The organism is Cupriavidus sp. FW305-26 (genome assembly GCF_058787975.1).
Genome location: NZ_JBYTAH010000012.1, coordinates 57,357 through 72,401, shown reverse-complemented (window position 1 = coordinate 72,401; position 15,045 = coordinate 57,357). Strand labels below are relative to the sequence as shown.

Genomic DNA, 15,045 nt, shown 5'->3' with positions numbered 1-15,045 from the left:
CCTCTTGTCTGCCGGTGCCTCAGCGCTGGTGCACGGTCTCGCCCGAAGCCTTGTCCGGCAGCTTGGTGCCTTCAGAATCAATCTGCAACGGCCCCGTCCCGGAGAACCGGTCCAGCGCGAGGTAGATCACCGGCGTGATAAACAGCGTGATCACCTGCGAGAACAGCAGGCCGCCGACCACGGCCAGGCCCAGCGGCTGGCGCAACTCGGCACCGGCGCCTAAGCCGAGCGCCAGCGGCAGCGCACCCATCACCGCGGCGAAGGTCGTCATCATGATCGGCCGGAAGCGCAGCAGGCACGCCTGCCGGATCGCCTTCGCCGGCGTCATCCCTTGTTCGCGCTGCGCGGCCAGCGCGAAGTCGATCATCATGATCGCGTTCTTCTTGACGATGCCGATCAGCATCAGCACGCCGATCACGGCAATCAGCGACAGCTCGACATTGAAGATGAACAGCGTCAGCAACGCGCCCACCGCCGCCGAAGGCAAACCCGCCAGGATCGTCAGCGGATGAATATAGCTTTCATACAGCACGCCCAGCAGCGTGTAGATCACCGCGATGGCTGCCACCAGCAGCACGATCTGCGTCGCCTGCGACGACTGGAACACCGCCGCGTCGCCGCCCCAGCTGGTGAAGATCGAGCTGGGCATGGCGATCTCCTGCCGGTAGCGGTCGATGCGTGCCGAAGCATCGCCCAGCGCCGCGCCCGGCGCCAGGTTGAACGACACCGTCACCGAAGGCAGCTGCCCCTGGTGGTTGACGGAGATTGGCCCGACCCGGCGCTCGGTGGTGGCGAAGGCTGAGACCGGCACCATCTGGCCGGTCTTGCTGCGCACATAGAGCTTGGAGAACGCGCTCTCGTCGGTGCGGTCGACATCGGCCGCCTGCAGGATCACGTAGTAGTTGTCGATCGGCGTATAGATGGTCGACACCTGCCGCTCGCCGAAGGCCGAGTACAGCGCGGTGCGCACGTCCTGCATCTGCACACCCAGCGCATTGGCCTTGTCGCGGTCGATCGACAGGTGCGCCTCCAGCCCGGACTGCTGCGAATCGCTGGTGACGTCGCGGAAGATCGGATCGGCGCGCATCTTTGCCATCAGCTGGTCGGACGAGTCCTGCAGCTGGCCGGCCTTCACGCTCTGCAATGTGTACTGGTAGCGGCTCTTGCTCTGGCGCCCGCCCAGCTGCAGGTTCTGCACCGGCGCAAAGTACACCGCCAGGCCCGGCACACCGGCAACATCGCGCCGCAGCGACTCGATCACCTTCGGCATCGCTTCGCGCTCGCCGCGCGGCTTCAGTTCGACAAACATGCGCCCGGTGTTGATGGCGGGCGACGGGCCGCCGCCGATGGCGACCACGATGCTCTTGACCGCGGGGTTGGCGCGCATGCGCTCGGCGGCGTCGCGCAGGCGTTCCGCCATGGCGTCGAAGGAGATGTCCTGCGGGCCTTCGGCGTTGACGCGGATCTGGCCGATGTCCTCTTCGGGGAAGAAGCCCTTGGGAATGGTGACGAACAGCACCGCGGTCAGCACGAAGGTCAGGCCCGCGACCGCCAGCACGGTGCGGCGGTGCGCCAGGCACCAGTCCAGCCCGCGCGCATAGCGGTGCAGCGTGAACTCGAACAGGTTCTCAAACCACTGCGTGGAGCGCATGCCGAAGGTCTGCTTCTGCACGATGTCGGGCTGCGCCGACGCGTGGTCGCCGTAGGCATGGTGCGATTCATCCACCGGCACGTTCTCGGCCGACAGGAAGCGCGCGCACAGCATCGGGATCAGCGTCAGCGACACCAGCGCCGATACCAGGATCGCCAGCGACACCACCGCGGCAAATTCATGGAACAACAGCCCGATCACGCCCGGCATGAAGAAGATCGGGATAAACACCGCCACCAGCGAGATCGAGATCGACAGGATGGTGAAGCCCATCTCGCGCGAACCCACCAGCGCGGCCTTCAGCGGCGCCACGCCTTCCTCGATATGGCGCACGATGTTCTCGAGCATGACGATGGCGTCGTCCACCACCAGGCCCACCGCCAGGGTGATGGCCAGCAGCGAGACATTGTCCAGGCTGTAGCCGAAGGCCTTCATCAGCGCCACCGTGCCGATCAGCGAGATCGGCAGCGACACCGTGGGGATCAGCGTGGCGGCGGCGCGGCGCAGGAACAGGAAGATCACCATCACCACCAGCGCCACCGTCAGCGCCAGCGTGAACTGCACGTCGTGGATCGATTCGCGGATCGAGCGCGAGCGGTCGTTGACCACCGACACATTGACCGAGCCCGGCATCTGCTGGATCAGGCGGGGCAGGGCGGCGTTGATCGCATCGACCACTGCCACGGTGTTGGCGTCGGGCTGGCGCAGCACGGCCAGCACAATCGAGCGCTCGTTGTTGAGCCAGCTGCCGGTCTTGATGGTCTCGACGCTGTCCTCGACCTCGGCCACGTCAGAGAGCCGCACCAGCGCGCCGCTGGGCTGGCTGGCGACGATGATGTTGCGGAAGGCGTCGGCGCTGGTCAGCTGCCGGTTGGCCTGGATGGTCAGGGTCTGGCGCGCGCTGTCGAGCGTGCCCACCGGCGTGTTGGCGTTGGCGCGATTGAGCGCCGTGGCCAGCTCGTCCAGCGTCAGGCCGCGCGCGGCGAGCGCATCGGGGTGGGCGCGCACGCGCACGGCAAAGCGCTTCTGCCCGAAGATCTGCACCTGCGCCACCCCCGGCAGCGTGGCCAGCGTGGGCGAGATCAGGTTGTCGCCAAAGGCATTCAGGTCGGCCAGGCTCATCGCCGGCGAGTTGATCGCCAGCAGCAGCACCGGCGCGTCGGCCGGGTTGACCTTGCGGTACGACGGCGGCACCGTCATCTCGATCGGCAGCGAACGCTGGGCGCGGAACAGCGCCGCCTGCACGTCGACGGCCGCGTCGTCGATATTGCGGTCGTTGTTGAATTCGATGGTGATGCTGGAGTTGCCGAGCGTGTTCTGCGAGCTGATCACCGTCACGCCGGGGATGGTGGCGAACTGCTTCTCCAGTTGCGTGGCCACCGACGCCGCCATGGTCTCCGGGCTGGCGCCGGGCAGCGTGGCGGTGACCTGGATCACCGGCGAGTTGAAGCTGGGCAGCGCCGCGATCGGGATGGTCGGATACAGCACGATGCCGGCGACCACCACCGCCAGGCACAGCAGCACCGTCATCACCGGACGGCGGATGCAGAGTTCAGACAGCGTCATGGCTCAGTGCCCCGCGGTGGCAGGGGCCGGACGGGCGGCGGCGGCCGGGGCCTCGCGCACCAGCGCGCCGGGGCGCAGGTTCTGCATGCCTTCCACGACTACGCGGGCGCCGGGTTGCACCCCCTCGACCACGGCGGCGGCGGCAGTGGTGGTCACCACCTGCACCGGCACGCGCGCCACCTTGCTGTCGGGCTGGACCACATAGACAAAGCGGCCTTCGGGGCCGGTCACCACCGCCTGCGGCGGCACCGACAGCGCGCCCTTCAGGGTCTGCACCACGGCGTTGACGTTGGCATAGGTGCCCGGCCACAGCCGCTGCTCCTCATTGTCGAACTGCGCCTTGACGCGGATGGTGCCGTACTGCGGATCGACGGTGTTATCCACAAAGGTGATCCTGCCGGTCACCGGGGTCTTGCTGCCGTCGTTGGGCAGCGCGGTGACCTGCACCGGGCCGGCGTGCAGCGCCTCGCGCAGCGCGCCCAGCTGCCGCTCGGGCAGGCTGAAGGTGACGGCAATCGGCTGCACCTGGGCGATGATGACCATCGGCTGGGTGCTGTTGGGCAGCACCAGCGAACCCGGGAAGGCGTTGATCACGCCGGTGCGGCCGCTGATGGTGGCGCGGATGGCGCCGTAGCTGACCGCCACGCGGCTGGCTTCGATCGCGGCCTGGTCGGCGCGCACGGTGGCGGCAAAGCCATCCACCTTGGCCTGGGCGGTGTCGACCGCGCTCCTGGAGATGAAGTTGCGCTGCAGCAGCTCCTGGCTGCGCGCGAGCGTGCGCCGGGCATCGGCCAGGTCGGCCTGGTCGCGCAGCAACTGGGCCTGAGCCTTGGCCAGGTTGGCCTCGTCCATGCGGGTATCGAGCGAGAACAGCAGGTCGCCCGGCCTGACGGTCTGGCCTTCCTTGATATGGACGGTGCGCACGGTGCTGGACACCTGCGGGCGCACCTCGACCGTGGACAGCGCGGTGACATTGCCGTTGGCCGTGACCTGCAGCGGCACGTCGCCCTGCTGCACGCGCGCGGTGGACACCACCACGGCGGCCGGCGCCTTGGGCGCGGGCTTGGGCGCAAACCAGGTACGCCAGGCAAACCAGCCCAGGCCGGCAATGACCAGCACCACGGCCACCACCGCCCACGGCGATACGCGGCCGCGCCCGGTTCCGGTGGCCGCCCTCCAGTTGCTGTCGACGAAGCCCTTGGGCTGGTCGATCCTGTCAGATTTCATATTTGTGTGGACCCTCTGCACCGCGTCTTCGCGCCACTCCCCGTAATCGCCCGGCTGGTTGTGCCCAGATGTTGCCGGTGCGCGTCGCGCAAAGACTCTACTAGTACCGCGCTTCGCCCGCCGGAGCCAGCGCCGCGTATTACAGTCCGTTACAGGGTTGCAAGGGTCTGGTAATGCCCGGCACCGGCAAACGCCGTCCGGGCCACAGGGGAGGCCGGAGATGTGTTTAGCGGGGCGCTTGTATGGTTAGACAAACATTATCAGAAAAGCTGCCGCCGGCCATCGCGGCGCCACTGATTGACGCTGTCGACCGACAGTTCGCGTGGCCCGGCCTGCACAACCACGACATCGCCGGCGCGCACTTCTCCCTTCAGCACCACGCTGAGGTAGACCCCGGAGTAGCCGCTCTGGATCATGTCGCGCACCGCGTGGCGGTAGCCCAGCGCGGCATTGAACTTGTAGCAGGGCTTGCGCGGCGACTCCACCCGCAGCAGGGCCGTGCCCACGCGCACGAGGTCGCCGATCCAGAGTTGGGATTCAAGCAGCCCCTCCAGGGTCAGGTTCTCGCCGATGGCGCCAAACGGCAACGGCGGGCCTGACTCAGGCTGCCCGCACGCGCGGCGGCGCGCGTTCCACCACGGGTAGTGCTCGAAGGGATAGGCGTAGACCGCCTTGTCCAGGCCGCCGTGCACGGTCAGGTCACCCTGTTCGTCGCCGGCCAGGCCCAGCGGCTGCACCTGTACCCGCAACGGGTGCAGCAGGGTACTGACAGGGTGCTTGCGAATGCCCGACAGCACCACCGCCTCGGTGCCAGCCCCCGCGACCACCAGCGGGATGGCCTTGCCCAGGCTTACCGCCAGCACGCGCGCAAGGCCCGGCCGAGGTCTGGATTCGCTCACGTGCGCCCCCGCTTCGTGGTTACCCTTCCGGCTGTGGAAAGGGTTGTGGATAAGCTGCGGATATGCCTGAGGATAACGGGGCGGATAACACTGTGGACAAGTGCTTGGTGCGGTCCCTCACAAGGAAGCCGGCGGCGGGGAGCCGCCTCTGGTTTCAGCCTTGCATCACACCTGCTGCGCCGCCTGCGGCCGCTGCCACTGGCAGCCCAGCGCCCGGGCGCGTTGCGATACCGCCAGCGCCACCAGCATCAGCGCCGCCGCGCCCCAGTGCAGCGTATCGGCGCCGGCCAGTGTGTAGATGGCAGCCCCGGCCATGGCGCCGGCGGCCTGGCCCAGGTAGATCGACGAGGAATTGAGCGAGATCGACACCGATGCACGCTCCGGCGCCAGCAGCACCAGCCGCGCCTGCTGCGCGCTGTTGGTGGCAAACCCGCCCGCGCCCCACAGCATGAACAGCAACACCAGCGCAACGCTGCCCAACCCGGCCAGCGGCCACAGCACCATGGCCGTGATCGAGGTCAGCAGCGTGACCTGCACGATCCGGCTGGGCGTGACCCGGTCCATGCGCGACGCCGCCATGGCATTGCCGAACACGCCGCAGGCGCCGTAGGCCAGGAACATCAGGCTGAGCGCGCCACCGCTGATGCCGTAAACGTCGCGCATCAGCGGGGCGATATAGGTGAACACGGTGAACATGCCCGCCGACGAGATCATGGTGGTCAGCACCACCAGCATGATCGGCTTGTGGCGCAGCACCGCGCCCCAGGCCTCGCGCCCGGCCGGCGGCACCTTCAGCCCGCGCGGCAGCGCGCGCCAGACCGCCGCCGACACCAGCAGCGCCAGGGCCCCGACCAGCGCCATGCTGACGCGCCAGCCCAGCGTGCTGGAAATCCACGTGCCCAGCGGCACGCCCACCACGCTGGCAATGCTCCAGCCAAGAAACACAAAGCTGATGGCGCGCCCGCGCGTCTGCGCGTTGACCAGCAGCGGCAGCGTGGCGGCGGTCTGGGGCGTATAGATGGCCGCGCCGATCGCGGTCAGGAAGCGGATCGCCATCAGCGCCGCAAAGCTGGGCGCAAACGCGGCGGCCAGGTGCATTACCCCGTAGATCAGCAGCGACCCGGCCAGCAGCAGCCGGCGGTCGATGCGCGAGCCCAGCGTGGCAAACAGCGGGGCGCCGATGCAGGTGGCCAGCGCAAACACCGAGATCAGCTGCCCGGCGCTGGCCGCGCCCAGCCCGAAATCGCCGGCAATGTCGTTCAACATGCCGGTAACGATCATCGCACCGGTGCCAATGACGAAGTTGCCGACGCAGAGCGTCACTAGCCTGGGGTCCATGCCGGCCTTGGGAATTGTGGATTGGCGCAGGGGGCGCCTTGTTGTTGTCTGGGCTGCCGCGGGCCGTGGCAGGCCGGGCGGTAAGGGAAGTCCCGAGTGTAGCGGTTTCATGGAATTCGCGTTTCCCGGAGGAAATGCCCGGCCAGATGTGAAACACCCCTGTCCCGCATGGCGGAACAGGGGTGTCGGGGGCGGGCCGTCCGGAGGCAATCCGGCCGCTGGTGACTCAGCGCGTCAGCACCGGCGCCAGCGCCTTCGGGTTGACGATGCAGTCATGGTTGCCGGCCAGCACGTCCAGGATGTTCTGGAACGCGGTGCGGAAGTACAGCTCGTAGCTGTCGCGCTCAACATAGCCCAGGTGCGGCGTGCAGATGCAGTTTTCCATGCGCAGCAGCGCGTGGCCCTGCAGGATCGGCTCGGACTCGAACACGTCGATGGCCGCCATGCCCGGGCGGCCCCGGTTCAGCGCGGTGACCAGCGCGTTCTCTTCCAGCAGTTCGGCACGGCTGGTGTTGACGAACAGCGCCGTGGGCTTCATCCGGGTCAGGTCAGTCATCTTGACGATGCCGCGGGTGTCGTCATTCAGGCGCAGGTGCATCGACAGCACATCGCTGTCGGCAAACAACTGCTCCTTAGATTCGGCCACGCCCAGCCCGTCGGCACGGGCGCCTTCGAGCGACGCCTCGCGGCCCCAGACCAGCACCTTCATGCCAAAGGCGCGGCCGTAGCCAGCCAGCAGCCGGCCGATCTTGCCGTAGCCCCAGATCCCCAGCGTCTGGCCGCGCAGCACCTGCCCAAGGCCGAAATTGGGCGGCATCGTCGTCGATTTCAGCCCCGATTGCTGCCAGGCGCCATGCTTCAGGCTGGCGACGTATTGGGGAATGCGTCGCTGCGCCGCCATGATCAGCGCCCAGGTCAGCTCCGCCGGCGCAACTGGCGAACCCACGCCCTCGAGCACAGCCACGCCACGGTCGGTGGCGGCATCCAGGTCGATATGGCTGCCGGGGCCGGCGCCGACCTTGCCGGTCTGGCTGATCAGCTTCAGTTTGGGCAGTTTTTCCAACAGTTGCCGGGTGATGCGTGTGCGTTCGCGGATCAGAACCACGGCTTCGACGTCTGACAGGCGCGCGGCCAGCTGGCCCACGCCCTTGACGGTGTTGTTGAACACCTTGACGTCGTGCCCCTCCAGCAAGCTGAAGCAAGGCAGCTTGCGCACGGCATCCTGGTAATCGTCGAGTACGGCAATCTTCATCGGCAACTCTGGTTATCTAACGGTCTTGTGCCGGTTGGTGCGCGCGGCCACCGAGCAGCGCGCCGGCCAACAGTATTGTTGAGAAATATCGAAAAACCCGCGCCGGCCGGTGGCGGCGATTGTTGCATAGCAAAAAACAGGGGGGTGCGCCAGTGGTATCCTTGCCCGTTCCGGTGCCGCCGCGGATTGTCGGTCGAGCATTGCTCCCGCCACGCGATCGCACCCGGGCAAAGTCCGGCCAGCCCGCGCAGCCACCCCTGCGCGCGCGAAGCGCAACTGTAGCGCAGCCGCAGGGACCGCCGCGACCTTTTGCATAAACGGGGCCGCCGCGGAGTTGTAACGGGATGTGTCGATCCGAGTGTGACCATCACTCCGGGCGTGTGACGGCCCCATCTGCCCGCTGGCCAGGCTTTGCAAGGATTCCTTCCCTTCCTTCCCTTTACGAATCTGGAGTCTGCAGTATGAACCACCCCACGATGCAAGGTACGGCGCCCGTCAATGCGCCGGCCTGGGTCAAGCACCCCAAGCTGGTGGCCTGGGTCGCGGAAATCGCCGCCCTGACCAAGCCTGACAATATCTATTGGTGCGACGGCTCCCAGGAAGAATACGACCGCCTGTGCGAGCAGATGGTCGCCGCCGGCACCATGAAGCGGCTGAACCCGGCCAAGCGCAAGAATTCCTTCCTGGCACTGTCGGACCCCTCGGACGTGGCGCGGGTGGAAGATCGCACCTTTATCTGCTCTGAAAAGCAGGAAGACGCCGGCCCCACCAACAACTGGACCGCACCCGCCGAGATGCGCCAGACGCTGAACGGCCTGTTCGACGGCTGCATGCGCGGCCGCACGCTGTATGTGGTGCCGTTCTCGATGGGCCCGCTGGGTTCGCCGATCGCCCATATTGGCGTGGAACTGTCCGATTCGCCGTATGTGGCGGTCAATATGCGCATCATGACGCGCATGGGCCGCGCCGTGTACGACGTGCTGGGCACCAACGGCGAGTTCGTGCCGTGCGTGCACACCGTGGGCAAGCCGCTGGCCGCCGGCGAGCAGGACGTGGCCTGGCCGTGCAATCCGACCAAGTACATCGTCCATTTCCCGGAAACGCGCGAGATCTGGTCGTTCGGCTCCGGCTACGGCGGCAACGCGCTGCTGGGCAAGAAGTGCTTTGCACTGCGCATTGCATCGACCATGGGCCGCGATGAAGGCTGGCTGGCCGAGCACATGCTGATCCTTGGCGTGACCTCGCCCGAGGGCAAGAAATACCACGTCGCCGCCGCGTTCCCGTCGGCCTGCGGCAAGACCAACTTCGCCATGCTGATCCCGCCCAAGGGCTTCGAGGGCTGGAAGGTCACCACCATCGGCGACGACATCGCCTGGATCAAGCCGGGCCAGGACGGCCGCCTGTACGCGATCAACCCGGAAGCCGGCTACTTCGGCGTGGCCCCGGGCACCAGCGAGAAGACCAACTACAACGCGATGGCGACGCTGAAGGAAAACGTCATCTTCACCAACGTGGCGCTGACCGACGACGGCGACGTGTGGTGGGAAGGCATGACCAAGGAAGCGCCGGCGCACCTGATCGACTGGCAGGGCAAGGACTGGACCCCGGAAATCGCCAAGGCCACCGGCGCCAAGGCTGCGCACCCGAACGCCCGCTTCACCGCGCCGGCATCGCAGTGCCCGTCGATCGACGACAACTGGGACAACCCGGCCGGCGTACCCATTGATGCGTTTATCTTCGGCGGCCGCCGCTCGACCACCGTGCCGCTGGTGACCGAGGCCCGCAACTGGACCGAAGGCGTCTACATGGCCGCCACCATGGGTTCGGAAACCACCGCCGCGGCCGCCGGCCAGCAGGGCGTGGTGCGCCGCGACCCGTTCGCCATGCTGCCGTTCTGCGGCTACAACATGAGCGATTACTTCGGCCACTGGCTCGAACTCGGCAAGAAGCTGGAAGCCGCGGGCGCGAAACTGCCGAGGATTTACTGCGTCAACTGGTTCCGCAAGGACGCCGACGGCAACTTCGTGTGGCCAGGCTTCGGCGAGAACATGCGCGTGCTGTCGTGGATGATCGACCGCGTGGAAGGAAAGGGGCAAGGCGCCGAGCATATGTTCGGCACTACCCCGCGCTACCAGGACCTGAACTGGAATGGCGTTGACTTCACGCCGGCGCAGTTCGCGCAGGTGACTTCAATCGACCGTGAAGCGTGGCAGCAGGAGCTGGTGCTGCATGATGAGTTGTTCACCAAGCTGCGGCATCGGCTGCCGCAGGCGCTGGCGGATGTGCGGGCGGCGCTGGGCAAGCGGCTGGAAGGCTGATCGCGCCACGGTTCGCGCAGTTCGCAATAAAAACGCCCGTCTCTGCCGAGACGGGCGTTTTTTATCCCGCCTCGCTATCCCCCAGCGTCTCCACTGCGTACTTCACCAACCCCGCCCGCCCCTCGATCCCCAGCTTGCGCTTCAGGTTCAGCCGGTGCGTCTCCACCGTGCGCACCGAAACCCCCAGCTGCGCCGCGATCTCCTTGTTGGCCAGGCCCCGCCCGATGCCGCGCAGGATGTCGCGCTCGCGCGGCGTGAGCGCATCGAGCGGCCCTGCGGCGGGGCTCTGCTCGGCCATGCCGCGCGCAATGCGGGCGCTGTAGAAGACCCGTCCGGCCAGCACGGACTGGATCGCCGCCATCAGCTCGTCGGCGGGCGCGTCCTTGAGCACATAGCCGCGCGCACCCGCACGCACCGCCTGGCGCACGTATTCCAGGTTGTCGTGCATCGACACGATCAGCACCGCCAGTTCCGGATAGCGGTCATGCAGCGCCGCGGCCAGGGCAATGCCGCCCATGCCGCGCATGCCGATATCGGTGATGACCAGGTCGGGCAGCTCGGCGGCACCGGCTCGGTCCAGCCACGCCAGCGCGGCCTCGCCGTCGTCGGCTTCACCGACCACGCGCAGGCCGGGCTGCAGCGCCAGATGCATGCGCATTCCGTCGCGCACCAGCGCATGGTCGTCGATCAGTAATACGCGGGCGGGCACTTCGGCGGAGTCGGCTAGCTGGGTCATGACGGCGAGGGTCCTGCTGAAACGGGATCGTGCGCAATGGCCGCGGGCCTGGCCAGCGGCAGTGAAGCGACCAGCTGGGTGCCGCCCATGCCCGAAACGATGTCGAACTGCCCGCACAGCGCGGCGATGCGCTCGCGCAGGTTGCGCAGTCCGATGCCGCGCTGCGGGTCCTCCTGCATGCGCGCCACGTCGAAGCCATGCCCGTCGTCGCGCACGGTGAGGCGCGTGGCATCGGCATCGAAGGCCAGCGCCACCACGACCCGGCGCGCGCCGGCATGGCGCTCGACGTTGGTCAAGGCTTCCTGCGCGATCCGGAACAGCGCCGTGGCCTGCTCGTCGGGCAGTTCGCGCGGGGTGCCGCTCTGAGTCACCGCAATTTCCAGCCCGCTGCCGCCCTGCATCTCGCGCGCCAGGTGCTGCAGCGCGGCGTACAGGCCCAGGTCGTCGAGCAGGGCGGGGCGCAGGTTGCGCGCCACGCGGCGCACTTCATTGAACACGGTATCGAGCCGGTTCAGCGCCATGCCCAGCACCGGCGCCACCGCGGCGCCTTCGGCCGGGGCCAGGCGCAGGCGGTTGGTGGCGGTTTCCAGCACCAGCTTGACCGACACCAGCAGCTGGCTGATGCCGTCGTGCAGCTCGCGCGAGAGCCGGGCGCGCTCTTCTTCCTGCGACTGCACCACGCGCTGCGCCAGCTGGCGCAGCTTGGCGTCGGCCTCGCGGTGCTCGCTGACGTTCAGCGCCAGGCCGCTGGCGGCGACCAGCAGGATGCTGATGCCGGCAATCACGCCGATCCAGGCCATGGTCTGGCGGATATCGGTCTCGGCACGGGCATCGAGCTGGCGCAGCGTGCTTTCCACGTCATCCAGGTAGATGCCGGTGCCCACCATCCAGCCCCATTCGGGCACCGCCACCACATAGCCGAGCTTGGGCGCCAGCTGCTGCGACGAGGGCTTTCTCCACAGGTAGCGCACCGCGCCGCCACCACCCTTGGCCGCGGCAATCAGTTGCTGGATGGTCAGCGCGCCCTGCGGGTCGCGCAGCGTCCACAGGTCCTGGCCGACCAGTTCGGGCTGGCGCGGGTGCATCAGGTTGCGGCCGTGCAGGTCATACAGGAAGAAATAGCCGTCGGGGCCGTAGTCCAGCCGCGCAAGTGCCTCCATCGCGGCCTGCCGGGTGGCGGCGTCGGTGCGCCCGGAGCGCACCAGCGGCGCGATCGCGCTCTGCGCCAGTTCTACGTAGTGGCGCAGCTCGGTTTCCTTGCTCTGCAGGTAGGCGGCCTCGACCAGCGCGCGTTCATGCTGCGCGAGCTGCGTGGCCTGGAAGCGCACGGCAAGTGCGATGCCCAGCATGGCAACCGCAAGTGGCGCCACGGCTAGCAACAGGATCTTCTGGCGGAGTTTCATACGAGTGCGGGGGGACCGGGGGTAAACACCGATGCCGCGCAGGCGGCATGCCACCGTCGATTTGCGTAGTACTACGCAGAAGTGCTGCGTAGTTACGCGCTTGTGCGGGGTTTGGCGGGTGTCAATACTACACGCCGAACGCGCCGCCGCCTTAGTGGCCTGTTCCGCAGGTAACTTGCCAAGAATGAAATCGTCCAGTTGGTCGTCAGGCTAGGCGCGAGGAGGCGCCATAGCCGTAGCTATGGCAACGACGAGCAACGACGCATGGCGGCCAACTGGGCGGTTTCATGGCAAGGTACCTGCGGAACAGGACACGATCAGGGCGCATGCGCGGACGCAGCTGGTGCACCGTCCACACCCGGACGGTGCGTCGCCTGCCTGCAAGACGAGATCCGGAAACGACGACACAACCGGGCGCGCAGCAGCTATCCCAGGAGACACCCTCACCGCCGGATTGCCCCCGCTGCCCGCCCTCGGCGCACCCCCGCTGCCGATCCTGCCAGTTGCCTGTTACCAGTCTTTCGCCGCCGCAGGCTATCCATATCCCGGTCTGAGGAGACCCTTCACTATGAATCGCATCGGAGAACACCTGGTGTGGCTGGCTGTCGCCGTCCTTGGCGCGTTTGCCTTCGGCACTGTCGCGCTGGCGCGCGGCGAGGCCGTCAGCGCGCTGTGGATCGTGGTTGCCGCGCTCTGCATCTACCTGATCGCCTACCGCTACTACAGCCGCTTTATCGCCGACAAGGTGATGCAGCTCGATCCCAAACGGATGACGCCCGCGTGGCGCCATAACGACGGCCTGGACTACGTGCCGACCAACAAGGCGGTGCTGTTCGGCCACCACTTCGCCGCCATCGCCGGCGCCGGCCCGCTGGTCGGCCCGGTGCTGGCCGCGCAGATGGGCTATATGCCGGGCATGCTGTGGCTGCTCGCCGGCGTGGTGTTCGCCGGCGCGGTGCAGGACTTCATGGTGCTGTTCATCTCCACGCGCCGCGACGGCCGCTCGCTGGGCGACCTGGTCAAGTCCGAGATGGGCACGATCCCGGGCATGATCGCGCTGTTCGGCTGCTTCATGATCATGGTCATCATCCTGGCGGTGCTGGCGCTGATCGTGGTGAAGGCGCTGGCCGACTCGCCGTGGGGCACGTTCACCGTGGCGGTGACGATCCCGATCGCGCTGTTCATGGGCATCTATACGCGCTATATCCGCCCGGGCCGCATCGGCGAGGTGTCGGTGATCGGCTTCGTGCTGCTGATGCTGGCCATCATCGGCGGCCAGTACGTACACGAGAGCGCCGTGCTGGCGCCGCTGTTCACCTATGACGGCAAGGCGCTGACGTGGATGCTGATCATCTACGGCTTTATCGCCGCCGTGCTGCCAGTGTGGCTGCTGCTGGCGCCGCGCGACTACTTGTCGACCTTCCTGAAGATCGGCACCATCATCGCGCTGGCGGTCGGCATCCTGATCGTCGCCCCGGACCTGAAGATGCCGGCCTTCACGCAGTTCGCGCAAGGCGGCGGACCGGTGTGGTCGGGCAACCTGTTTCCGTTCCTCTTCATCACCATCGCCTGCGGCGCGGTGTCGGGCTTCCACGCGCTGATCTCGTCGGGCACCACGCCCAAGCTGCTGGAGAACGAGACCCACGCGCGCTTTATCGGCTACGGCGCGATGCTGGCTGAATCGTTCGTCGCGATCATGGCACTGGTAGCCGCCTCGGTGATCGAGCCGGGCGTGTACTTCGCCATGAACAGCCCGGCCGCCGTGATCGGCACCACGCCGGAAGCGGTGGCGCACGCGGTCTCGACCTGGGGCTTCGTGATCACGCCTGACGTGCTGGTGCAGACCGCCAAGGACGTCGGCGAAAACACCATCCTCTCGCGCGCCGGCGGCGCGCCGACGCTGGCCGTGGGCATCGCCCATATCCTGCACCAGGTGGTGGGCGGCCAGGCCATGATGGCGTTCTGGTACCACTTCGCCATCCTGTTCGAGGCGCTGTTCATCCTGACCGCCGTCGACGCGGGCACCCGCGCCGGCCGCTTCATGCTGCAGGACCTGCTGGGCAGCTTTATCCCGTCGATGCGCAAGACCGATTCGCTGGTCGCCAACCTGACCGCCACCGCGCTGTGCGTGGCGGCATGGGGTTACTTCCTGTACCAGGGCGTGGTCGATCCGCTGGGCGGCATCAACACGCTGTGGCCGCTGTTCGGCATCTCCAACCAGATGCTCGCCGCGGTGGCGCTGGTGCTGGGCACCTGCGTGCTGGTCAAAATGAAGCGCGGCCAGTACGCCTGGGTCACGCTGGTGCCGACCGTGTGGCTGCTGATCTGCACGCTGACCGCCGGCTGGCAGAAGCTGTTCCATGCCGACCCCAAGGTCAGCTTCCTGACCCACGCCGCCAAGTTCAGCGCCGCCATTGCCGAAGGCAAGGTGCTGGCCCCGGCCAAGTCGATGGAGCAGATGCACCGCATCGTCTTCAACGACTACCTGGACGCCGGCCTGTGCGCGCTGTTCATGCTGGTGGTGCTGTCGATCGTGTTCTACGGCTTCAAGACCGCGCTGCAGGCGCGCGCCGCGAAGCGCCCGACCGACAAGGAAACGCCGTTCGAGCCGCTGCCGGGCGCCGCCTCGGCCCAGTCCTGATACCGGAGCCCGCC

The 15,045-nt window shown here is 67.3% G+C and carries 9 protein-coding genes; 2 read left to right on the top strand and 7 right to left on the bottom strand.

The window, feature by feature from the left end; genetic code table 11:
- Window positions 1-19: 19 nt before the first annotated feature.
- From AC3WQZ_RS09850 to AC3WQZ_RS09830, 5 genes are all read right to left on the bottom strand, one after another.
- Window positions 20-3,217, bottom strand: a complete 3,198-nt coding sequence (locus tag AC3WQZ_RS09850; RefSeq protein ID WP_492300429.1) for an efflux RND transporter permease subunit — start codon at window positions 3,215-3,217, stop codon at window positions 20-22.
- A 3-nt stretch (window positions 3,218-3,220) separates the two neighbouring features.
- A complete protein-coding gene (locus tag AC3WQZ_RS09845; protein WP_492300427.1) occupies window positions 3,221-4,444 on the bottom strand; it encodes an efflux RND transporter periplasmic adaptor subunit in 1,224 nt (407 codons plus the stop codon).
- Between the two features lie 260 nt (window positions 4,445-4,704).
- Window positions 4,705-5,343: an MOSC domain-containing protein gene (locus AC3WQZ_RS09840; protein WP_011616272.1), complete on the bottom strand. Its 639-nt coding sequence runs from the start codon at window positions 5,341-5,343 to the stop codon at window positions 4,705-4,707.
- A 165-nt stretch (window positions 5,344-5,508) separates the two neighbouring features.
- Window positions 5,509-6,681 carry an MFS transporter gene (locus tag AC3WQZ_RS09835; RefSeq protein ID WP_037025245.1) on the bottom strand — a complete coding sequence of 391 codons (1,173 nt, stop codon included), beginning with the start codon at window positions 6,679-6,681 and terminating at the stop codon, window positions 5,509-5,511.
- A 226-nt stretch (window positions 6,682-6,907) separates the two neighbouring features.
- Complete coding sequence (locus AC3WQZ_RS09830) at window positions 6,908-7,933, bottom strand: D-2-hydroxyacid dehydrogenase family protein (protein WP_010811338.1); 1,026 nt, start codon at window positions 7,931-7,933, stop codon at window positions 6,908-6,910.
- 461 nt (window positions 7,934-8,394) lie between these two features.
- Between AC3WQZ_RS09830 and AC3WQZ_RS09825 the strand changes: the two genes are divergently transcribed.
- Window positions 8,395-10,251 (top strand): phosphoenolpyruvate carboxykinase (GTP), encoded by a 1,857-nt coding sequence (locus AC3WQZ_RS09825; RefSeq protein ID WP_058697423.1) that lies wholly within the window; start codon window positions 8,395-8,397, stop codon window positions 10,249-10,251.
- 61 nt (window positions 10,252-10,312) lie between these two features.
- Here AC3WQZ_RS09825 and AC3WQZ_RS09820 read toward each other — a convergent pair whose 3' ends face one another.
- Together AC3WQZ_RS09820 and AC3WQZ_RS09815 are read right to left on the bottom strand one after the other, a co-directional pair.
- Window positions 10,313-10,987, bottom strand: a complete 675-nt coding sequence (locus AC3WQZ_RS09820; protein ID WP_010811336.1) for a response regulator — start codon at window positions 10,985-10,987, stop codon at window positions 10,313-10,315.
- Window positions 10,984-12,390 (bottom strand): cache domain-containing protein, encoded by a 1,407-nt coding sequence (locus AC3WQZ_RS09815; RefSeq protein ID WP_010811335.1) that lies wholly within the window; start codon window positions 12,388-12,390, stop codon window positions 10,984-10,986. Before AC3WQZ_RS09815 ends, AC3WQZ_RS09820 begins: the two co-directional genes overlap by 4 nt.
- Before the next feature lie 568 nt (window positions 12,391-12,958).
- Between AC3WQZ_RS09815 and AC3WQZ_RS09810 the strand changes: the two genes are divergently transcribed.
- Window positions 12,959-15,031: a carbon starvation CstA family protein gene (locus AC3WQZ_RS09810; protein WP_010811334.1), complete on the top strand. Its 2,073-nt coding sequence runs from the start codon at window positions 12,959-12,961 to the stop codon at window positions 15,029-15,031.
- Window positions 15,032-15,045: the final 14 nt, after the last annotated feature.

Bases quoted from the DNA above. Each gene is read 5' to 3' on its own strand.
- AC3WQZ_RS09850 (WP_492300429.1), bottom strand. From the start codon at position 3,217: ATGACGCTGTCTGAACTCTGCATCCGCCGTCCGGTGATGACGGTGCTG.
- AC3WQZ_RS09845 (WP_492300427.1), bottom strand. From the start codon at position 4,444: ATGAAATCTGACAGGATCGACCAGCCCAAGGGCTTCGTCGACAGCAAC.
- AC3WQZ_RS09835 (WP_037025245.1), bottom strand. From the start codon at position 6,681: ATGGACCCCAGGCTAGTGACGCTCTGCGTCGGCAACTTCGTCATTGGC.
- AC3WQZ_RS09830 (WP_010811338.1), bottom strand. From the start codon at position 7,933: ATGAAGATTGCCGTACTCGACGATTACCAGGATGCCGTGCGCAAGCTG.
- AC3WQZ_RS09825 (WP_058697423.1), top strand. From the start codon at position 8,395: ATGAACCACCCCACGATGCAAGGTACGGCGCCCGTCAATGCGCCGGCC.
- AC3WQZ_RS09820 (WP_010811336.1), bottom strand. From the start codon at position 10,987: ATGACCCAGCTAGCCGACTCCGCCGAAGTGCCCGCCCGCGTATTACTG.
- AC3WQZ_RS09815 (WP_010811335.1), bottom strand. From the start codon at position 12,390: ATGAAACTCCGCCAGAAGATCCTGTTGCTAGCCGTGGCGCCACTTGCG.
- AC3WQZ_RS09810 (WP_010811334.1), top strand. From the start codon at position 12,959: ATGAATCGCATCGGAGAACACCTGGTGTGGCTGGCTGTCGCCGTCCTT.